Annotated in this window: 20 protein-coding genes and 1 tRNA gene; 8 read left to right on the plus strand and 13 right to left on the minus strand. The window is 75.5% G+C overall.

From position 1 onward, the window contains the following. Positions 1–22 precede the first annotated feature (22 nt). The 6 genes from KJP73_RS02900 to KJP73_RS02925 form a co-directional block, all read right to left on the minus strand. On the minus strand, positions 23–1,069 hold the full coding sequence (locus tag KJP73_RS02900; RefSeq protein ID WP_213281256.1) for an adenosine deaminase: 1,047 nt from the start codon (positions 1,067–1,069) through the stop codon (positions 23–25). Between the two features lie 56 nt (positions 1,070–1,125). After that, positions 1,126–1,776: a response regulator gene (locus KJP73_RS02905; protein ID WP_249669050.1), complete on the minus strand. Its 651-nt coding sequence runs from the start codon at positions 1,774–1,776 to the stop codon at positions 1,126–1,128. Further along, the gene (locus KJP73_RS02910; protein ID WP_213281257.1) at positions 1,773–3,035 is read right to left on the minus strand and encodes a sensor histidine kinase; all 1,263 of its coding nucleotides are present in this window, start codon (positions 3,033–3,035) and stop codon (positions 1,773–1,775) included. Before KJP73_RS02910 ends, KJP73_RS02905 begins: the two co-directional genes overlap by 4 nt. Before the next feature lie 19 nt (positions 3,036–3,054). After that, on the minus strand, positions 3,055–3,912 hold the full coding sequence (locus KJP73_RS02915) for an ABC transporter permease (RefSeq protein ID WP_213281258.1): 858 nt from the start codon (positions 3,910–3,912) through the stop codon (positions 3,055–3,057). After that, positions 3,909–4,853 carry an ABC transporter ATP-binding protein gene (locus KJP73_RS02920; RefSeq protein ID WP_213281259.1) on the minus strand — a complete coding sequence of 315 codons (945 nt, stop codon included), beginning with the start codon at positions 4,851–4,853 and terminating at the stop codon, positions 3,909–3,911. Before KJP73_RS02920 ends, KJP73_RS02915 begins: the two co-directional genes overlap by 4 nt. Before the next feature lie 103 nt (positions 4,854–4,956). Continuing rightward, positions 4,957–6,195, minus strand: coding sequence for a pyridoxal phosphate-dependent aminotransferase (locus KJP73_RS02925; protein ID WP_249669051.1), 1,239 nt, complete (start codon positions 6,193–6,195; stop codon positions 4,957–4,959). Between the two features lie 140 nt (positions 6,196–6,335). Here KJP73_RS02925 and KJP73_RS02930 point away from each other — a divergent pair. From KJP73_RS02930 to rplA, 5 genes are all read left to right on the plus strand, one after another. Further along, a tRNA-Trp gene (locus KJP73_RS02930) sits at positions 6,336–6,408 on the plus strand. Between the two features lie 109 nt (positions 6,409–6,517). Beyond that, complete coding sequence (gene secE, locus KJP73_RS02935) at positions 6,518–6,802, plus strand: preprotein translocase subunit SecE (RefSeq protein WP_213281260.1); 285 nt, start codon at positions 6,518–6,520, stop codon at positions 6,800–6,802. Between the two features lie 69 nt (positions 6,803–6,871). Then, the gene (gene nusG / locus KJP73_RS02940) at positions 6,872–7,681 is read left to right on the plus strand and encodes a transcription termination/antitermination protein NusG (RefSeq protein ID WP_213281261.1); all 810 of its coding nucleotides are present in this window, start codon (positions 6,872–6,874) and stop codon (positions 7,679–7,681) included. An 82-nt stretch (positions 7,682–7,763) separates the two neighbouring features. Further along, positions 7,764–8,195 carry a 50S ribosomal protein L11 gene (rplK, locus tag KJP73_RS02945; RefSeq protein WP_213281262.1) on the plus strand — a complete coding sequence of 144 codons (432 nt, stop codon included), beginning with the start codon at positions 7,764–7,766 and terminating at the stop codon, positions 8,193–8,195. Positions 8,196–8,294: 99 nt separating this feature from the next. Further along, entirely contained in the window at positions 8,295–9,014 is a 720-nt protein-coding gene (gene rplA / locus KJP73_RS02950; protein WP_213281263.1) for a 50S ribosomal protein L1, read from the plus strand. An 80-nt stretch (positions 9,015–9,094) separates the two neighbouring features. Here the strand turns inward: rplA and KJP73_RS02955 are convergent, their stop codons facing one another. Continuing rightward, positions 9,095–9,730 (minus strand): hypothetical protein, encoded by a 636-nt coding sequence (locus KJP73_RS02955; RefSeq protein ID WP_213281264.1) that lies wholly within the window; start codon positions 9,728–9,730, stop codon positions 9,095–9,097. Further along, a complete protein-coding gene (locus KJP73_RS02960) occupies positions 9,727–10,146 on the minus strand; it encodes a DUF4383 domain-containing protein (protein WP_213281265.1) in 420 nt (139 codons plus the stop codon). Before KJP73_RS02960 ends, KJP73_RS02955 begins: the two co-directional genes overlap by 4 nt. 166 nt (positions 10,147–10,312) lie before the next feature. On the opposite strand from KJP73_RS02960, the gene KJP73_RS02965 reads away from it, so the two are divergent. After that, complete coding sequence (locus KJP73_RS02965; protein ID WP_213281266.1) at positions 10,313–10,606, plus strand: thiamine-binding protein; 294 nt, start codon at positions 10,313–10,315, stop codon at positions 10,604–10,606. 184 nt (positions 10,607–10,790) lie between these two features. Then, complete coding sequence (locus tag KJP73_RS02970; RefSeq protein ID WP_213281267.1) at positions 10,791–11,861, plus strand: hypothetical protein; 1,071 nt, start codon at positions 10,791–10,793, stop codon at positions 11,859–11,861. A 3-nt stretch (positions 11,862–11,864) separates the two neighbouring features. Here the strand turns inward: KJP73_RS02970 and KJP73_RS02975 are convergent, their stop codons facing one another. The 5 genes from KJP73_RS02975 to KJP73_RS02995 form a co-directional block, all read right to left on the minus strand. Beyond that, positions 11,865–12,833 (minus strand): alpha/beta hydrolase, encoded by a 969-nt coding sequence (locus tag KJP73_RS02975; RefSeq protein WP_213281268.1) that lies wholly within the window; start codon positions 12,831–12,833, stop codon positions 11,865–11,867. Between the two features lie 42 nt (positions 12,834–12,875). After that, positions 12,876–13,838, minus strand: a complete 963-nt coding sequence (locus KJP73_RS02980) for a zinc-binding dehydrogenase (protein ID WP_213281269.1) — start codon at positions 13,836–13,838, stop codon at positions 12,876–12,878. A 17-nt stretch (positions 13,839–13,855) separates the two neighbouring features. Beyond that, positions 13,856–14,683, minus strand: a complete 828-nt coding sequence (locus tag KJP73_RS02985) for a maleylpyruvate isomerase N-terminal domain-containing protein (protein WP_213281270.1) — start codon at positions 14,681–14,683, stop codon at positions 13,856–13,858. Between the two features lie 84 nt (positions 14,684–14,767). Continuing rightward, positions 14,768–15,946: a homoserine O-acetyltransferase MetX gene (gene metX / locus KJP73_RS02990; protein ID WP_213281271.1), complete on the minus strand. Its 1,179-nt coding sequence runs from the start codon at positions 15,944–15,946 to the stop codon at positions 14,768–14,770. 83 nt (positions 15,947–16,029) lie between these two features. Continuing rightward, complete coding sequence (locus KJP73_RS02995) at positions 16,030–17,349, minus strand: bifunctional o-acetylhomoserine/o-acetylserine sulfhydrylase (protein ID WP_213281272.1); 1,320 nt, start codon at positions 17,347–17,349, stop codon at positions 16,030–16,032. A 523-nt stretch (positions 17,350–17,872) separates the two neighbouring features. Here KJP73_RS02995 and KJP73_RS03000 point away from each other — a divergent pair. Continuing rightward, positions 17,873–19,240, plus strand: a complete 1,368-nt coding sequence (locus KJP73_RS03000; protein ID WP_213281273.1) for an NlpC/P60 family protein — start codon at positions 17,873–17,875, stop codon at positions 19,238–19,240. Positions 19,241–19,317: the final 77 nt, after the last annotated feature.

Below are 19,317 nucleotides of genomic sequence, written 5' to 3' on the forward strand. Positions count from 1 at the left end.
CCGTTGCGCAACCGCCGCGCGGTCAGCCTGCGAGCGCGTCCGCCGGGGCCGGGTCGGTCGCGAGCCACGCGTCCACTCCCGCCAGCAGCCGCGCCTTCGTGCCGTCCGACGCCCGGCTCGCGCGGATCGACGACCGGGCGAGGTCCGCGAGCTCCGCGTCCGTGAAGCCGTGCACCTCCCGCGCGGCGGTGTACTGGTCGACCAGCCGCGACCCGAACAGGAGCGGGTCGTCCGCGCCGAGCGCCACGACCGCCCCGGCGTCCACCAGCCGGCGCAGGGGGACGTCCTCGGGCTCCCGGTAGACGCCGAGCGACACGTTCGACGCGGGGCAGACCTCCAGGGCGATGCCGCGGTCGACGATCCGGCGCAGGAGCGCGCCGTCCTCGGCGGAGCGCACCCCGTGGCCCAGCCGGTCCGGGGTCAGCGTCTCCATGACCTCCTCGACGTGCGCCGGTCCGAGCAGCTCGCCGCCGTGCGGCACGGACGCCAGCCCGGCGCGGCGGGCGATCGCGAACGCCGGCGCGAACTCCGGGGTCTCGCCGCGCCGCTCGTCGTTGCTGAGGCCGAAGCCGACCACCTCGCCGGACCCGTCGCCCGCGTGCCGGGCCGCGAGGCGTGCGAGGATCCGGGCGTCGAGGGGGTGCCGCATCCGGGAGGCCGCGACGATCACGCCGACCTCGATGCCGAGGTCCGCGCCGGCGGACCGGGCCTCGTCCAGCACGATCTCCAGCGCCGGGGTGATGCCCCCGACCGGCGGGGCGTACGACGTGGGGTCGACCTGGATCTCCAGGCGGCCGGACCCCTCCGCGGCGTCGTCCGTGGCCGCCTCCCGCACGATCCGCCGCAGGTCGGCCTCCCCGCGGACGCACGCGCGGGCCGCGTCGTAGAGCCGCTGGAACCGGAACCACCCGCGCTCGTCCGCCGGGACGCGCAGGCCCTCGCCGTCCAGCAGGGTCGCGGGCAGCCGCACGCCGCGGTCGGTCGCGAGCTCCGCGAGGGTGGGCACGCGCATCGACCCGGTGAAGTGCAGGTGCAGGTGGGCCTTCGGGAGCAGGGCCAGGTCGCGCACCCGAGTGAGTCTGCCCGACGCCCCCGCCGTTCACGACCCGGCGCGCGCGCACGCCCTCACGGTGCCGGCAGGAGGCCCCGCTGCATCGCGACGGTGACGGCGCGGGTGCGGTCGTCGACACCGAGCTTGGCGAACGCCCGCAGCAGGTGCGTCTTCACGGTCGCCTCGGCGATGAACAGCTCCCGTCCGACGGCCGCGTTCGACAGCCCGCGGGCCACACCGGCCAGCACCTCGAGCTCGCGGGCCGTCAGCCGGTCCGCCTCGCCGCGCACCTGCTGCACGAGCCGCGACGCGACCGACGGCGACAGGGCCGACTCCCCGCGGGCCGCCGCGCGCACGCCGGCGACGAGCTGCTCGCGGGGCGTGTCCTTGAGCAGGTACCCGGTCGCCCCGGCCTCGACGGCACGCAGGATGTCCGTGTCGGTCTCGTAGGTCGTCAGCACCAGCACGCGCACCCCCGGCACCTCCGCGACGATGCGGGCGGTGGCCGCCGCGCCGTCCAGCACCGGCATCCGCAGGTCCATCAGCACCAGGTCGGGGGTGAGCGCGCGCGCCGCCTCGACCGCCGCAGCGCCGTCCGCGACCTCGCCGACCACCTCGATGTCCGGCTCGACGCTCAGCAGCCCCGCCAGGCCGGACCGCACCACCGGGTGGTCGTCGGCCACCAGCACCCGCACCGTCGTCCCCTGCACCCGCTCCGCCGTCACGCCGTCGCCGCCTCGTCGTCGTCCCGCGCGGCGAGCGGCATCGCCAGCCGCACCCGCGTCCCTCGTCCCGGTTCGCCGGCCACGTCGAGCGTCCCGCCGCCGGCGGCCACCCGCTCGCGCATGCCCCGGAGCCCGACCCCCTCGGCGGTGCCCGGCGCGAGCCCCTGCCCGTCGTCCAGCACCTCCAGGGCGACCTCGCCCCCGGAGCGCACCAGCCGCAGCAGCACCCGCCGCGCGCCGGCGTGCTTGCGGACGTTCGCGAGCGCCTCCTGCGCGGCGCGCAGCAGCACCACCTCGGTGTCCCGGCCTGCGTCGCCCACGTCGCTCAGGCTGACCTCGACGCGCACGCCGGTCTCGGCGCCGAACCGCTCCGCCAGCCGCTCGAGCGCCTCGGTGAGGGTCGAGTCGGCCAGCGCGGCCGGCCCGAACGCCGCGACCAGCGCCCGCGCCTCGGCCAGGTTCTCCCGCGCGACCCGCTCGATCTGCGCGAGCCGGTCCCGCGCCTGCGCGTCCTGCCCGAGGTCGATCTGAGCCTGCGCTGTCTGGGCGAGCATCACCACGCTGGTGAACCCCTGCGCGAGGGTGTCGTGGATCTCCTGCGCCACCCGCTCGCGCTCGGCCAGCACGCCCGCCGCGTGGTTGCTCGCGGCGAGCTGGGCCTGGGCGGTCTCCAGCTCCTCGATGAGCGCCGCACGCTCCTCCGAGCGCTCGGCGACCCGCGTGATCCAGAACCCCAGGGCCAGGGAGAAGATCAGGCCGATCGCCATCTGCCCGGCCAGCACGACGAGGTCCCGGCCCTGGGCCTGCTCGCCGACCGCCATCGACGTGGTGGTCGCCACCGCCATGACGACCGACGCCACCACGCCCTCGCGCAGGTCGGCCGCGAAGAACCACACCTGGGAGAAGCCGATGAACAGCAGGATCGACCCGAGCGAGTTGATGCCGCCCGCCAGGGCCACCACGACGATCAGGACGACGACGTACGAGCGGGTGAGCCGCAGGTCCCCGGTCAGCGCTCCGCGGCGGCCGAGCACGAGGTAGGCGACGAGCAGCAGCGCCAGCCCGCCGAGCGCCGCGAGCGCCGGCCCGCCCGGGGGGAACGTGCCCTCCACCGCCAGCATCGACACCGCGCAGATGGCGAGCAGCGCGTAGAACACCGCGTCCCACCCGGCCAGCGCCCGGCGCCAGAAGTCCTCGCGCTCGGACGGCTCCCGCGGCGCGACCGCGTCGTCCCCCGGCCGTTCGACGCTGCTGCTCACCGGCCCAGTGTGGCGCAGGTCAGCCGTCGTCACGCCGACGCCACCGGAAGGTCCGGACCCCGACCACGAGCCCGACGACCAGCCACGCGGCGAGCACCGCCGCGGTCGCCCCGTGCTGCCACGACCCGCCGACCTCGAGCGACGCGGCCTCCTGCGGCAGGAACACCGACCGCATGCCCTGCGCCATCCACTTCAGCGGGAACACCGAGGCGACCTGCTGCATCCAGGACGGCAGCTCGTAGAAGGTGAAAAACACCCCGGAGATGAACTGCAGCACGAGCACCACGGGCGTCACGACGGCGCTCGCGGATCGCCCGGAGCGCGGCAGGGACGAGAACCCGACCCCGCAGACGGCGCCCGCGGCCGTGCCGAGCACGAACACCCACGCGAACGTCCCCCAGCGGGCCGCGTCGGACGGCAGCTCGACGTCGAAGAGCAGCGACGCCACGGCCAGCAGCAGCGCCACCTGCAGCACCGACACGACCAGGACCTGGCCGACCTTGCCGAGGAAGTACGCCGCCGGGGGCAGCGGGGTCCCGCCGAGGCGCTTCAGCCCGCCCTCGTCCCGCTCGACCGGGATGGAGATCGCGAGCGACTGGAACGAGGACAGCAGCACGCCGGTGGCGATCATCCCGGGCAGGAAGTACTGGGCGAACGGGACGCCGTCGGCGACGGTCGCGCCGTCCTGCCCGAACACCGTCGCGAAGATCGCCAGCATGATGATCGGGTACGCGAAGATGAAGATCAGCGCGTCGCGCTCCCGGAAGAACCCGCGGATCTCGTAGCGGGCGCGCTCGACGCCGAGCGCCAGGGTGCTGGGCAGCCGCGGGGTCGCCGGGCGACGGCCGGCCTCCGACGGGGTGAGGGTGGTGCTCATCGCGCGACCTCCGTCGTGACGAGTGCGGGCTCCGTCGCGGCGGGTGCGGCGGCACGGGTGGCGGGGGCGGCGGGCGCGCCGGCCTCGTCGTCGGCGATCAGCGACAGGTAGACGTCCTCCAGGGTCGGGCGGACCACCTGCAGCCCGGGGACCTCGCCCGCCTCGCCGCCCAGCCGGGCCGCGAGCGCGGACACCAGGGCGGTGGGGGCGTCGGTCTGCTGCTGCCGGTGCGCGCCGCCCTCGGTCCACCGCACGACGGCCTGCCGGGCGGAGCGCCCGCCGAGGTCCGCCGGGGTGTCGACCGCGACGACGTGGCCGGAGCGCACGACGGCCACCCGGTCGGCCAGGTGCTCGGCCTCCTCCAGGTAGTGCGTGGTCAGCACGATCGTGGTGCCGCCGTCGCGCAGCCCGGCGATGAGGTCCCAGAACGCGTGCCGCGCCTCGGGGTCGAAGCCGGTGGTCGGCTCGTCCAGGAACAGCAGCTCGGGCCGGCCGACGATGCCGAGCGCGACGTCGAGCCGCCGCCGCTGGCCCCCGGAGAGCTGCCGGGTGCGGGTGCGGGCCTTCTCGCGCAGCCCGACGGCGTCGATGACCTCGTCCGGGTCGCGCGGCGCGGGGTAGTACCGGGCGAAGTGGTGGACCAGCTCGCTCACGGTGGCCTCGGCCAGGTCGTTGCTGCTCTGCAGCACGATGCCGATCCGGGACCGCCACTCGCGGCCCGCCGTCTGGGGGTCGACGCCGAGCACGCGGACGTCGCCGCCGTCCCGCCGCCGGTAGCCCTCGAGGATCTCGACGGTGGTCGTCTTGCCCGCGCCGTTGGGCCCGAGCACGGCGACGATCTCGCCGCGGGCGACCGTGAGGTCCAGCCCGTCGACGGCGCGCTTCTCGCCGTACCGCTTCTGCAGCCCGGTGACCCGGACCGCGAGGTCGTTGTCGTCCATGCGTCCAGCCTGGCCGGACGGGTGGGGCGGCCGCGACGACCGGGGGACGGGACCGCCCGTCCACCGATCGGTGGACGGGCGGGTCAGCCGGGGTGCCGCAGGGTCAGCCCTCGGCGAGCAGCGCCTGGATCCGGCCGACGCCCTCGGCCAGGTCGTCGTCGCCCAGCGCGTACGACAGCCGCAGGTACCCGCTCGGCCCGAACGCCTCGCCCGGCACGACCGCGACCTCGGCCTGGTCGAGCAGCAGCGCGGCGAGCTCGGCGGAGGTCGCCGGCGTCACGCCGCGGAACGTCCGGCCGAGCAGCCCGTCGACGGCGGGGTAGGCGTAGAACGCGCCCTCCGGCGCCGGGATCACCACCCCGTCGATCTCCGCGAGCATCCGCACCATCGTCCGGCGGCGGCGGTCGAAGGCCTCGCGCATCGCCGCGACGGCGGACAGGTCGCCGGTGAGCGCCGCCACGGCCGCGCGCTGCGACACGTTGGCGACGTTCGAGGTCAGGTGCGACTGGAGGTTCGTCGCGGCCTTCACCACGTCCGTCGGCCCGATCAGCCAGCCCACCCGCCAGCCGGTCATCGCGTACGTCTTGGCGACGCCGTTGAGCACGACGGTGGTGTCGGCGAGCTCGGGCACGGCGCGCAGCACCGGCGTCGAGACCACGCCGTCGTAGGTGAGGTGCTCGTAGATCTCGTCGGTGACGACCCAGATGCCGTGCTCGAGCGCCCAGCGGCCGATCTCGGCGGTCTGCTCCGGGGAGTAGACGGCGCCCGTCGGGTTCGACGGCGAGCAGAACAGCAGAACCTTGGTGCGGGGGGTGCGCGCCGCCTCGAGCTGCTCGACCGTGACCTTGTAGCCCTGGTCGACGCCGGCGATCACCTCGACGGGGACGCCGCCCGCGAGCCGGATCGCCTCCGGGTAGGTGGTCCAGTACGGGCCGGGCAGCAGCACCTCGTCGCCCGGGTCGAGCAGCGTCGCGAACGCCTGGTACACCGCCTGCTTGCCGCCGTTGGTGACGAGGACGTCGCCGGGCGAGATCTCGTACCCGGAGTCGCGCAGCGTCTTGGCGGCGATCGCCTCCTTGAGCACGGGGAGGCCGCCGGCGGGGGAGTACCGGTGGTTCGCGGCGTCGCGCGCGGCGGCCACCGCCGCCTCGACGATGTAGTCGGGCGTCGGGAAGTCGGGCTCCCCGGCGCCGAAGCCGATCACGGGGCGGCCGGCGGCCTTGAGGGCCTTCGCCTTCGCGTCCACGGCGAGCGTGGCGGACTCGGCGATGCCGCCCACGCGCGCGGACACGCGGCGGGGGCTCGGGGACGACGCGGGCTGCTGGGGGCTGGACGCGCTCACGGGGTCATCCTGGCAGACCGGGGGCGGTTCGACCCGGGGCCGACCGTCGCGTAGAGTAGGTCCCTGGTGGTTGACGTCCGCCATGATGAGCCGCGCCCGGGTGACCGGGAGCGCGCCCCTCACGAGGACGCCGCCGCCGTAGGGTAGTGGCGCAATTGGTAGCGCACCGGTCTCCAAAACCGGCGGTTGCGAGTTCGAGTCTCGCCTGCCCTGCGCGTGTGGTCACGTACCGCTCGTCCCTTTGAGGATCCCCTCGAGCGGGCGGCGGACGACATGAGGCGCCCGGCGACGGTCGGCGTCGCGAGACGTAGGGGAACATCTGGTGAGCGACTCGGCACCCGTGGCGGCGTCCGACGCGGGCGAGCCCGCAGAGCGGACCGGCAGCGGTCGTCCCGCGAGCCCGGAGAAGCGCCGTGGCCTGTTCGCCCGGATCGCCCTCTTCGTCCGCCAGGTCGTGGCCGAGCTCAAGAAGGTCGTCCGGCCCACCCGGAACGAGCTCGTGACCTACACGGGCGTCGTCCTGGTGTTCGTCGCGGTCGTGATGGCCTTCGTGACGCTCGTCGACCTGGGCGTCGGCAAGGCCACCTTCTGGATCTTCGGGGGCTGAGCCTCCGCGGCGCCCCGCCGGCGCACGACATCTCAGCACCACCTTCCGCAGCAGAAAGCAGGTTCGCCCGTGTCGCAGGAATCGCAGGAGCCCGGTCTGGGTGCCGCCGAGTCCGAGCTCGACGACGCCCTCGCGTCGGTCGAGGCGGTCGAGGCCCCCGCGGCGGGTTCCGACGAGCCCGACGTGACGGACGAGGTCGAGACCGCGGACGTCGCCGAGGTCGAGGGTGACGAGGACGCCGACGCGCCGGTCGCCGACGACGAGGCCGACGTGGACGAGGACCCGGTCGCGGCGTTCAAGGCCCAGCTGCGCACGCAGCCGGGCGACTGGTACGTCATCCACTCCTACGCGGGCTACGAGAACCGCGTGAAGACGAACCTCGAGAACCGCACGCAGAGCCTCAACATGGAGGACTTCATCTACCAGGTGGAGGTCCCCATGGAGGAGGTCGTGGAGATCAAGAACGCGCAGCGCAAGGTCGTGCGCCGCGTCCGGATCCCCGGCTACGTGCTGGTCCGCATGGACCTCACCGACGAGTCGTGGGGCGCCGTCCGGCACACCCCGGGCGTCACCGGCTTCGTGGGCCACACCCACCAGCCCGTCCCGCTGACCCAGGACGAGGTCTTCTCGATGCTGGCGCCGACGATCGAGGCCAAGCCCTCGACGCCCGCCGCCGCCGGCGCGCAGAAGTCCGCCACGCCGATCGAGGTCGACTTCACCGTCGGCGAGTCCGTGACCGTCACCGACGGCCCGTTCGACACGCTGCCGGCGACGATCTCCGAGATCACCCCCGAGAACCAGAAGCTCAAGGTCCTCGTCTCCATCTTCGGCCGGGAGACCCCGGTCGAGCTGTCGTTCAGCCAGGTCGCCAAGATCTGACCGAGCTGCCGCCCCCGGGCGGCGCCCCTGCAACCGGGTCATCGCCCACGGCGTCGGCCCACGAGAGAAGAAAGGGTGGCTCATGCCCCCGAAGAAGAAGGTCACCGGCCTCATCAAGCTCCAGATCAAGGCCGGCGCGGCGACCCCCGCGCCGCCGATCGGCCCCGCGCTCGGTCAGCACGGCGTCAACATCATGGAGTTCTGCAAGGCCTACAACGCGGCCACCGAGGCCCAGCGCGGCAACGTGATCCCGGTGGAGATCACGGTCTACGAGGACCGTTCCTTCACCTTCATCACGAAGACCCCGCCGGCCGCGGAGCTCATCAAGAAGGCCGCCGGTGTCGACAAGGGCTCGCCCACGCCGCACACCACCAAGGTGGCCAGCCTGACCGCCGAGCAGGTCCGCGAGATCGCGCAGACCAAGCTCGAGGACCTGAACGCCAACGACCTCGCCGCCGCCGAGAAGATCATCGCCGGCACCGCGCGCTCGATGGGCATCACCGTCCAGGCGTGACCCCCTCGTACGACCCCCGCCCGGGAACGTCCCGGGCGGGGCAGTGGCAGGGCCCTGTGCGGTCCGACGACCACGACTGCTGAAGAAGAGAGAGAGCAGATGGCGAAGCACAGCAAGGCGTACCGCGCCGCGGCCGAGAAGATCGAGCCGGGCGAGCTCTACGCCCCCCTCCAGGCGGTCCGCCTGGCGCAGCAGACCTCGACCACCAAGTACGACGCGACCGTCGAGGTCGCGATGCGTCTCGGTGTCGACCCCCGCAAGGCCGACCAGATGGTGCGCGGCACCGTCAACCTCCCACACGGCACCGGCAAGACCGCCCGCGTGATCGTGTTCGCGACGGGTGAGCGTGCCGAGCAGGCCCGCGCCGCCGGTGCGGACGAGGTCGGCGGCGACGAGCTGATCGAGAAGGTCGCGGCCGGTTACACCGACTTCGACTCCGCGGTCGCGACCCCGGACCTCATGGGCAAGGTCGGTCGTCTCGGCAAGGTGCTCGGTCCCCGTGGCCTGATGCCGAACCCGAAGACCGGCACCGTGACGATGGACGTGGCCAAGGCCGTCACCGACATCAAGGGCGGCAAGATCGAGTTCCGTGTCGACAAGCACGCGAACCTGCACTTCATCATCGGCAAGACGTCGTTCTCGGACACCCAGCTGGTCGAGAACTACGCCGCCGCGCTGGAGGAGATCCTGCGTCTCAAGCCGTCCGCGTCGAAGGGTCGCTACATCAGCAAGGCGACCGTCTCGACCACGAACGGCCCCGGCATCCTGGTCGACCAGAGCAAGACCCGGAACCTCACCTCGGAGGAGGACGCGGCCTGACGCCCCGTCCCACCCGTACCGCAGGCCCGGTCCCCCGTCGTGGGGGACCGGGCCTGCGGTCGTCCGGCGCCCCTCGGGGGCTAGTGCCCGGTGTGCCCCCGCTCGGCGGGCAGGCCGTGCGAGCCGTGCGGGACGGCGTGCGCCCCGGCCTCCGTCGCCGCGAGCCCGGGGACGGTGACGAGCGCGACCAGCAGGGCGCCGGTGGCCAGCACCCCGGCCTGACCGCGGGCGCCCAGGGCCCGGCGCGGGCCGGGTGCGGTGGCGGCCCGGCGGCCGAGCGCGAGGGCGATCGCCGTGCCCAGCCCGAGGGTGAGGGCGGCGGCCTCCGCGGCGGTCGGGCGGCTCTGCGTGAGCGGGGCGGCCAGCAGCGCGGCGGGCCCGACCAGCAGCAGGGCGCCGACCGCCGCGCCCGGGGCGCGCACCGGCGCGCGGAGCGCCGCGACGGCCCAGCCGAGCACGGCGAGCCCGACGACCGCCAGCGCGACGCCGGCCGCGGGGTCGCGGGCGAGGTGCCCCGCGGCGACGCCCGCCGTGACGAGGCCGAGCCCGAGGGCCCCGAGCCCCGCCCAGAGCCGCGCGGTGAGCTCCAGGGCGCCCTCGGCGGGAGCCGTGGCGCCCACCCCGGGCTCGCCCGCCGGCCGGGTCCGGCCGTCCTCGTGGCCGGTGCGCGGCACCCGGCCGGCGACCGCTACCCGGCCGGCGAGCGCGGCGGTCATGCCCGGCGTGCCGCGACGCGGGAGCCCGCGGCCTGCTTGTCGGCGGCGAGGCCGACGCCGAGCAGCAGCACGGCGCTGCCGAGGTGCAGCACGTTGTCCGCGCCGTTGAGCGCCAGGATGTTCGCGGACGAGCCGACCAGGAACAGCCCGAGCAGGCCGACGAGCAGGTACACGCCGCCGACCGTGGTGTTGGCGGCGCGGGCGGCGGGCACGGACGCGGTCGCGGCGCCCAGCAGCACCGCGCCGATCGCGAGGTGCACGATGTTGTGCAGCGGGTTGACCTCGAACACGATCAGCGTGCCGCCCTCGGTGCCGGCGAACGCGGCGCCGGAGCTGACCAGGAACCCGGCGATGCCGACGAGCAGGTAGACGGCGCCGAAGATGCCCCCGACGAGGCGGTTGGCGGACTGTCCCATGGTGATGTCTCCTCCCGGGGTGCGTCCCCGCAGACGGTGCGCGCGGTGCTGCACGCGTCGGGGGTTCGGAGCGGTCGCGCCCACGGATGGGTGGTGACGCGGCGCACCGGCGGGCAGTTCGGGCCGGGGCCTGGACGCCGGGCCCGCGCTGCACCAAGGTGGAGGGATGCTCGTGGCTTTCTCCGTGTCCCCGCTCGGTTCGGGCGAGTCCGTGACCGAGGCCGTGGCGGACGCCGTCCGCGTCGTCCGCGAGTCCGGGCTCCCGCACCGCACCGACGCCATGTTCACCACCGTCGAGGGCGAGTGGGACGAGTGCATGGACGTCGTGCGCCGTGCGGCCGAGGCGGTGGGCCGGCACGCCGGGCGGGTGAGCCTGGTGCTGAAGGCCGACATCCGGCCGGGGCACACCGGCGAGCTGACCGGCAAGGTCGAGCGGCTGGAGGCCCGGCTCTCGTCCTGAGCGCGGCCGCACGCGGTGGCGTGGACATCTGGTGCAGATGGGTGGGTCCGGGGCCCGGGCGGCCCGGGCGGGTGACAGACTGCCGTGCGGTGAGTGCGTTCCGACGCACTGGTGACAGGGCCTGCGCCGCGGCGCGGCAGCCGTCCGGCGGCGCGCGGGACGCAGGAAGGGAAACAGCGTACTGATGGCGATCTTCGAGCTCGACGGCGGCCGCGGCAGTCTCGTCCAGCCGATGCGGCCCCGGGCCGACTCCTTCGAGGTCGACTCCGCGACGCTGGTCACCGACCACGTGGCCGCGCTGCTCGGCGAGCAGGTGCTCCCCGTCCGGGAGGGCGGCTCCGGCGGCCCGCACCTGCTGGCGCTCGACGCCGCGACCCGGCCCGTCGTGGTCGAGGTCGTGCAGCAGCTGGACGAGGCCGGGCTGGTGCGCGCGCTGCGGCACGCCGGCGGGGCCGCCCGCCTGAGCCGCGCCGACCTGGCCCGCATGTACTCCGGCGGCGCGGACGCGTTCGAGCCCGACCTCGCGGTGTTCCGCGACCGGGCGCCGATCCTGCAGGCGCAGGCGCCCGCGGCGACGGGGGTGCGGCTCGTGATCGTGTGCGCGGACGTCGCCGAGGGCGTCCTCGACGCGGTCGACTTCGTCACCGCCGGCGCGCACGTCGAGGTCCTGCGGCTCGGCGTGACGCAGGGCCCCGGCGGGCGCCGGTACGTCGACGTGTCCCCGCTGCGGTCCAGCACCGCGGGCGAGCGCCGTGCGGTCGAGCCCGGGCCGCGCACCGGGTCGATCCAGGTCGCCCCCCGCGCCTCCGGGGCGGCCGTCACCGACCCGACCCCGGTCGTGCCCCGGCCGGCGTCCGACACGGCAGGGCCGCACCGGCACGCCGCTCCCGAGCCCGGCCCGGCCGAGCCCGCGCCCACCGCGCGGACCGAGCCCGCACGCGCGGACGAGACCACGCTGCTGCCCGCCGTCCCCCCGGAGACCGACCGCACCCCGGTGCCGTCGCTCGCCGCCATCGCCGCCGCCGAGGGCCGGCCGACCGAGCTGGTCTGGCTCCGCGTCCGGCGCGGCCAGCGGCTGGTCGCGACGCTGCGCGCCGACGGGCTCATCGAGCTGCCGGGCGGCAGCGTGCACGCCGACCCCGACGACGCGGCGACCGAGGCGGCGGACCTGGAGCGGCCGACCGACGGCTGGCGGGTGTGGCGGGTCGGCGGCGACGACGGCCCGACGCTCGGCGAGGCGGCCGGCGTCGTCTGACGCTCACGACCAGCCGTAGGCCGCCGTCCACCGGCTGATCTCGGCGTACAGCCGCGCCCGGACCGGGGCCGGCGACAGCGTGAGGTCGTGCACCCCGCCGGCGATCCGCACCACGGACACCAGCGGGCCGAGCTGCACGGACCGCCGCGCCAGCAGCTCCACGTCCAGCACGATGTCCGCGGCGCGCATGTCCTCGCTCCACCGCGGGCTGATGACGGTCCGGGTGGACGCCAGCATGAGGACCGGCGTGGTGATGTGCAGGCCTCGCGCGACCTCCGCGTGACCCGCCATCACCGCGGCCAGCCAGCCGGCGCGCACCGGGAACGACGGGGTCGGCCGCCAGGTCTCGTCGTAGGTCCACTCCCCGCCGTCGGACGTGCGCAGGGTGCGGGCGTAGAAGCCGGGGTCGATGTTCGGCAGCGGCGTCTTCGGCTGGATGCGGGCGAGCCGCGCGATCGCCGGGGCGCTGACGTGCCGGACCACCGCGGCGCCCTGCAGCTCCAGCCACGGGGAGTTCAGCACCAGCCCGTGCACCCGCCCCGGGTGCCGGTCGGCCCACAGGACCGTGATCAGCCCGCCCGTCGAGTGGCCCATGAGCATGACGCGGGCCCGGCGGCCGAGGTCGCGGTGCACCTGGTCGAGGGCCGCCTCGATCTCCTCGTCGTAGGTGCGCAGGTCGTCGACGTAGCCGGGGGTCTGGTGGGGGCGCAGGCTGCGGCCGTACTTGCGCAGGTCGAGCGCGTAGAAGGCGGCGCCCTGCGCGTGCCAGAACTCCGCGAGCCCGGTCTGGAAGAAGTAGTCCGACCAGCCGTGCACGTACAGGACCGCCCGCGAGGGCCGGATCGGCTCGGGGGTCGGCGGCGCGTACCGGACCAGGGAGGCGACGACCTCGCCCTCGTCGTCGGGAGCGAGCTCGATCGTCCGGACGCGGTAGTCCTCACCGAGGACGTCCGTGCGCCAGCGGCCCGCCATGCCCACCCCCTGCGTCGTGCGTCCGCGTCGTCGGCGGCTGCGTCAGACCTCGGCGACGACCTTGCCGAACTGCTCGCCGCGCGCCAAGCGTGCCAGGCCGTCGCCCACCCGGGCCAGCGGGACGGTGGAGTCGACGACCGGCCGCACGCCCGTGCGGGCCAGGAACGCCAGCAGCTGCTCGAGGTCCTGCCGGCTGCCCATGGTGGCGCCCAGCACCGCGATCTCCAGGAAGAACAGCCGCTGGATCTCCATCGCGGCGGGGTCGCCGGTGGTGGCGCCGGCGACGACGATCGTGCCGCCCGGGCGCACCGAGCGCACGGAGTGCGACCAGGTCGCGGCGCCCACCGTCTCGATCACCAGGTCGGCCCGGCCGGGCAGCCGCTCGCCGGGCGCGACCGCTCCGGCGGCACCCAGGTCCAGCGCCCGCGCCCGCCGGCCCTCGTCGCGGCTCGTGGCCCAGACCTCGAGCCCCGCTGCCGCGGCGAGCCGGATCGCCGCCGTGGCGACACCACCGCCCGCGCCCTGCACCAGCACGCGCTGGCCCGGCTGCGCGCGGCCCGTCGTGAACAGCATCCGGTACGCGGTCAGCCAGGCGGTCGGCACGCACGCGGCCTCGACGAACGACAGCCCGGCGGGCTTGTCCACGAGGTTCCACGTGGGGACGGCGACCTGCTCGGCCAGCGTGCCCGGGTACCGCTCGGACAGCAGCGACCGGGGCTCCGCGGGGCCGACGCCGTGGCCGCTCGCCCCGCCGACCACCGCGTGCAGCACGACCTCGCGGCCGTCCGCGGTGACGCCCGCGGCGTCGGTGCCGAGCACCATCGGCAGCTGCTCCGCCCGCAGGCCGACGCCGCGCAGGGACCACAGGTCGTGCTGGTTGAGCGCGGCGGCCCGGACGTCGACGGTCGTCCAGTGCTCGCGGGCCTCCGGTGCGGGGTGCTCCCCGACGGTCAGCCCGGCCAGCGGGTCGTCGGGCGCGAACCGGGTCACGAGGGCGGCGAGCACGGTCCCGACCCTAGCCCTCAGAGCAGCGGCAGCATGCGACCGAGGTCCGGGACGGCGTCGGAGGTGAACCGCGGGGCCAGCGCCGCCGCCAGCACGTCGACGTCGTAGGGCACGCGCCCGGCGGCGAGCCGCACCCAGGTCAGCGGCTGCACGATCTCCAGGTCCCAGCCGCCGCGTGCCTGCACGATCCGCAGCAGCTCGCGGGACACGAGGTCCAGCGCGTCGCCGTCGACGGGCCCGCCGCCGCCGGGCTCGTCCACCGCGCCGTCAGCCCCGACCACGCCGACGCCGACCCGGGGCAGCGGGCCGACGCCCGTGCCGAGCTCCGCGCGGGAGCCGGGGGCCGCCCCGCGGGCGCGGGCGAGGGAGCGCTGCAGGTCGTCGGCGTGCACGACCAGCTCGGTCACCCGGGAGGCGACCATCGTGGACAGCAGCACGGGGCCGCGGCGGGCCTGCACGACGCGGTCCTGCGGGCCGAGCTCGTCGAGGCGGGCGAACGCCCGCGCCACCAGGGCGTCGACGTGGCGCAGCGGGTCGTCGGCGATCTCGGCGGACAGCTCGCGGGTGACCCGGTCGATGTCGTCGGCGCGGCCGGCGTAGGTCCCGAGGTACTCCGCGAGGCTGAGCGGGACGGTGCCGTGCGGGACCGGCTCGCAGTCGGCCAGGGCGCTCATCGCCCGGCCCAGGTGGGCGACCACGTCGGCGACGGACCAGCCGTCCAGCACGCTGGGGGCGCCGGCGGTGTCCGCGTCGAGCACGTCACCCACCCACGCGCGCAGCGTCCGCCACTGCTGCCGGAGCACCACGGTGCGGGCGGCGACGTCCTCGGTCCCGGTGCGAGCCATGGGCTCAGCCTGGCACGCGCGCGGCGGGGCGCACCCCACCGCGCCCCGCGGCGCCCGCCGACGGGCCCACCGCGACCGGCCGGCTCACCGCTCCAGGTGCGCGCGGACCAGCGGGCCTAGCTGCTCGTGCTCGATCAGGAACCCGTCGTGGCCGTAGGGCGTGCGCAGCGTGCGGACGGGCCCGGCCCCGGGGACGCCGGCCGCGATCCGGGCGGACTGCTCGGGCAGGAACAGCCGGTCGGAGTCGACCGCCACCACCAGGGTGTCCGCGGTGACGCCGGCGAGCGCCGCCTCGACGCCGCCGCGGTCCCGGCCGAGGTCGTGCGTGATCATCGACCGGGTGAGCACCGCGTAGGTGTTGGCGTCGAACCGGCGGGCGAGCTTGTCGCCGTGGTGGTCGAGGTAGGACTGCACCGCGAACCGGCCGCCGTCCAGCGGCTCCTCGCCGCCCTGCGGGATGCGGCCGAACCGCTGGTCGAGCTCGGCGGCGCTGCGGTACGTCTGGTGGGCGATCTGGCGGGCCAGGCCGAGGCCGACGTGCGGCCCCTCGCCGTCCGGCGCGTCGTAGTAGTCGCCGCCGCGGAACCGCGGGTCCGCCGCGAGGGCGGACAGCTGGGTGTGGAACGACGCGATCTGGTCGCCGGAGGTCTGCGCGGTGGTCGCGATCGCGGCGAGCCGCCGCACCCGGCCCGGAGCCGTCGCGGCCCACTCGAGCGCGCGCTGCCCGCCCATCGACGCCCCCACGACGAGCGCCCACGAGGCGATGCCCAGCGCGTCGGCGAGCCGGAGCTCCGCGGCGACCTGGTCGCGGACGGTCAGCCAGGGGAACCGGCTGCCCCACGGACGGCCGTCGGGGGCGGTGCTCGCCGGGCCGGTGGTGCCCTGGCAGCCGCCCAGCACGTTCGGCGCGACGACGAACCAGCGGTCGGTGTCGATGGGCGCCCCGGGTCCGACGAGCGTCGACCACCAGCCCGGCGTCGGGTGCCCCGGGCCCGCGGCGCCGGTGACGTGCGAGTCCCCGGTCAGCGCGTGCAGCACCAGCACGGCGTTCGACCCGTCCGGCGCCGGCGTGCCCCAGGTCTCGTAGGCCATCCGCACCTCGGGCAGGTGCCCGCCGGCCTCCAGGTCGAGCGGGCCGAGGTCCCGGAACTGGCGACGGCCCACGGGGTCGCCGTCGCGCCAGGCGGACGACGCCCGGGGCGGGGCGTCGGGCTCCGCGCGACGACGGGGCTGGTGCGGGGTGGTCGTGCGGGGCTCGGGCACAGGACGTCCTGACGGGGGCGCGCCGACGGGCGCCGCGGTGGTCGCGGCGCCCGTCGGGGTGGTGGGGGAGGTCACGGGGGCGCTCAGGCCCCCTTGGCGGCGCGGAAGCCGGCGTCGAGGTCGGCGAGGATGTCCTCGACGCCCTCCAGGCCGACGGACAGGCGGACCAGGCCGGGGGTGACGCCGGACAGCGCCTGCTCCTCGGGCGTCAGCTGGCTGTGCGTCGTCGAGGCGGGGTGGATGACGAGCGAGCGGACGTCGCCGATGTTCGCCACGTTGGAGTGCAGCTCCAGGGCCGACACGAACGCCTGGCCCGCCTCCGCCCCGCCCGCGATCTCGAACGCGAGGACCGCCCCGGTCCCCCGGGGGCCGTACTTGCGGCCGAGCTCGTACTGCGGGTGCGACGGCAGGCCCGCGTAGGTGACGGACAGGACGTCGTCGCGCGCCTCGAGCCACTCGGCGACCGTCTGGGCGTTGGCCACGTGCCGCTCGATGCGCAGCGACAGCGTCTCCAGGCCCTGGGCGATGAGGAACGCGTTGAACGGGCTGATCGCCGCGCCCAGGTCGCGCAGCAGCTGGACCCGCGCGCGCAGGACGTAGGAGAGGTTGACGCCGAACGCGCCGTCCTTGCCGAGGTCACGCGCGAACACGAGGCCGTCGTAGGACGGGTCCGGCTGGTTGAACGACGGGAACCGCTCGGGGTCCGCGCCGAAGTCGAAGGTGCCGCCGTCGACGATCACGCCGCCGATCGCGGTGCCGTGCCCGCCCAGGTACTTGGTCGCGGAGTGCACCACGACGTCGGCGCCCCACTCGAGCGGGCGGATCAGGTACGGGGTCGGGACGGTGTTGTCGACGATCAGCGGGACGCCGGCCTCGTGCGCGACGCCGGCGACCGTCTCGATGTCGAGCACGTCCTGCTTCGGGTTCGGCACCGTCTCGGCGAAGAACGCCTTGGTGTTCGGGCGCACCGCGTCGCGCCACGCCTGCGGGTCGTGCGGGTCCGTGACGAACGTGGTCTCGATGCCGTAGCGCGGGAGGGTGTGGTGCAGCAGGTTGTACGTGCCGCCGTAGAGGCTCGGGCTCGCCACGACGTGGCTGCCGGCCTCGGCGACGTTGAGGATCGCGTACGTCTCGGCGGCCTGGCCGGACGCGACGAGCAGCGCGCCCACGCCGCCCTCCAGCGACGCCAGCCGGTCCTCGACGGCCTGGACGGTGGGGTTGCCGATGCGGGTGTAGATCGGGCCCAGGTCCTTCAGGGCGAACCGGTCAGCGGCGACCCCCGCGTCGGGGAACACGAACGACGTCGACTGGTAGATCGGCAGGGCGCGGGCCCCGGTGGCGGCGTCGGGGGTCTGGCCGGCGTGGATCTGGCGGGTCTCGAACGACCACTGCTGCTGGGTCATGGTGGCTCCTGGGTGAGGGGGTGCGGGCGGCGCGGGAGGGTGCTGCGGGGGTTCGCACGCGCGTCGTGCCAGGAGGGGTCCGGGCCGGGGCTGCCGGTGTGCGGCCGCCCCGCGCGACGGACGGTGTCGGTGGCGGGGGAGCCGGGTCCGCGGGGCCGGGGACGGCCTGCGGGCACAGCCGAGCGTGCGCTGGTCAGCGACACATTCGGCGGGACATGCGGCTCACAGTACGGAGCAGCCGGGCGTGCCCGGAACAGGCGTCTTGCCATCTGAGACACGCCGTCCACTGTGCGGGCGCGATCGCGCTGGTCATCGCGTCGGCATCGCCCAGCCGGGTGATTTGTCGTCGAACCTGTCCAGTTCGTCCCGAACCACGCCGATGTGACTCATGTGAACGGTGTGACTCCTGTTCACTTCTGTGACGTTCGCAGGTAGCGTTCCCGCGGGGCGAGCCGGTGGACCGGCAGCCGCGGCGGGCGCAGGACGCGCCGTCACGGAGCCCCGACGACGAAGGGTGGACCTGGTGCGGACGACCGGACGAGCGCGCGCGGTGCGCAGCGCTGCCGCGGTGATCACGGCGGCGGTGCTCCTCGTGCCCGCGAGCGGTGCGGCCCTGGCGGACCCCGACGTGACCGACCAGGACGTGCGGGACGCCCAGCGGGCGGTCACCAGCGCGTCCGGTGCGGTCGCCGGCATCGAGGTGCGGCTCGCACAGCTGAGCACGGAGGCCGAGGCCGCGGAGATCCAGGTCGCGCAGGCGGGCGAGACCTACGCCCAGGCGCAGGCCGACCTCGCCGCGGCCCAGCAGGCCTCCGAGGCGGCCGCCCAGCAGTACGACGAGGCGACCGAGCAGTTCGAGGACGCCCGCGCCACGCTCGTCGCCATCGCGCGGCAGGCCGCGCGGTCCGGCGGCTCCATGGACACCGTGCAGGCGCTCCTGTCGTCCGACGGGTTCCAGGACGTCGTCGAGCGCAGCGAGGCGCTGTCCAAGGTCAGCAGCCAGGCCGACGAGGCCGTGCAGTCCTACCTCGCCGCCGAGCAGGTCGCGACCACGCTGAAGAAGCAGGCCGACACCGCCGCGGCCGCGCAGGAGACCGCCGCCGCCGACGCGCAGACCGCGCTCGAGGCCGCGGAGCAGGCGCAGTCCGACGCCGACGCGGCCGTGGCGTCCGCCCAGACCGAGCGGCAGGGCCTCATCGTCCAGCTCGCCGCCGCCCGGAGCACCAGCGCCGAGGTCGAGCAGGCCCGCCAGGACCAGATCGACGCCGAGCGCCGCCAGCGCGCCGAGGCCGCCGCCCTCGCCCAGCGCACGCAGGTCGCGACCCCGGCGGCGACCGCGCCGGCCACCTCCACCCCGGCCAGCCCGTCGACGCCCTCGACCCCGAGCACGCCGTCGACGCCCAGCACCCCGCCGGCCACGACGACCCCGCCCGTGACGACGGCCCCGCCGGTCACGGCCCCGCCCGTCACGAAGCCCCCGGTCACGCCGCCGCCCGTCAGCCCCGGCTCGTCCTCGGGCTCCACGTCCAGCGCCGAGGCCGCGATCGCGTGGGCGCGGACCAAGCTCGGCCTGCCGTACGTGTGGGGCGGCACCGGCCCGAACGGCTACGACTGCTCCGGCCTGACCCAGGGCGCCTGGCGCTCCGCGGGCGTCAGCCTGAACCGCACGTCGCGGGACCAGTACCGGCAGGTCAAGAAGATCTCGTACAACGAGCTGCGCCCGGGCGACCTCGTGTTCTGGGGGACGAACCCCAACGACGCGAGCTCGGTCTACCACGTGGCCATGTACATCGGCGGCGGGCAGATCATCGAGGCGCCCAAGCCCGGGACGCCCGTCCGGATCACGTCGATGCGCTACTCCGGCACCATGACGTACGCCGGCCGCCCGTGACCGGCCGCCCCTGACGCCAGGCGCGACGCGAGGAGCCCCGGCACGCCGTGCGCGTGCCGGGGCTCCTGGCGTGCGGG

It is taken from the genome of Cellulomonas hominis (assembly GCF_901521055.1).
Lineage (GTDB): Bacteria > Actinomycetota > Actinomycetes > Actinomycetales > Cellulomonadaceae > Cellulomonas > Cellulomonas endometrii.

Excerpts from the sequence above, each read along its gene's own strand:
- KJP73_RS02915 (WP_213281258.1), bottom strand. The coding sequence starts at position 3,912 with ATGAGCACCACCCTCACCCCGTCGGAGGCCGGCCGTCGCCCGGCGACC.
- KJP73_RS02920 (WP_213281259.1), bottom strand. The coding sequence starts at position 4,853 with ATGGACGACAACGACCTCGCGGTCCGGGTCACCGGGCTGCAGAAGCGG.
- rplK (WP_213281262.1), top strand. The coding sequence starts at position 7,764 with ATGCCCCCGAAGAAGAAGGTCACCGGCCTCATCAAGCTCCAGATCAAG.
- rplA (WP_213281263.1), top strand. The coding sequence starts at position 8,295 with ATGGCGAAGCACAGCAAGGCGTACCGCGCCGCGGCCGAGAAGATCGAG.
- KJP73_RS02955 (WP_213281264.1), bottom strand. The coding sequence starts at position 9,730 with ATGACCGCCGCGCTCGCCGGCCGGGTAGCGGTCGCCGGCCGGGTGCCG.
- KJP73_RS02960 (WP_213281265.1), bottom strand. The coding sequence starts at position 10,146 with ATGGGACAGTCCGCCAACCGCCTCGTCGGGGGCATCTTCGGCGCCGTC.
- KJP73_RS02965 (WP_213281266.1), top strand. The coding sequence starts at position 10,313 with ATGCTCGTGGCTTTCTCCGTGTCCCCGCTCGGTTCGGGCGAGTCCGTG.
- KJP73_RS02970 (WP_213281267.1), top strand. The coding sequence starts at position 10,791 with ATGGCGATCTTCGAGCTCGACGGCGGCCGCGGCAGTCTCGTCCAGCCG.
- KJP73_RS02975 (WP_213281268.1), bottom strand. The coding sequence starts at position 12,833 with ATGGCGGGCCGCTGGCGCACGGACGTCCTCGGTGAGGACTACCGCGTC.
- KJP73_RS02985 (WP_213281270.1), bottom strand. The coding sequence starts at position 14,683 with ATGGCTCGCACCGGGACCGAGGACGTCGCCGCCCGCACCGTGGTGCTC.
- KJP73_RS02995 (WP_213281272.1), bottom strand. The coding sequence starts at position 17,349 with ATGACCCAGCAGCAGTGGTCGTTCGAGACCCGCCAGATCCACGCCGGC.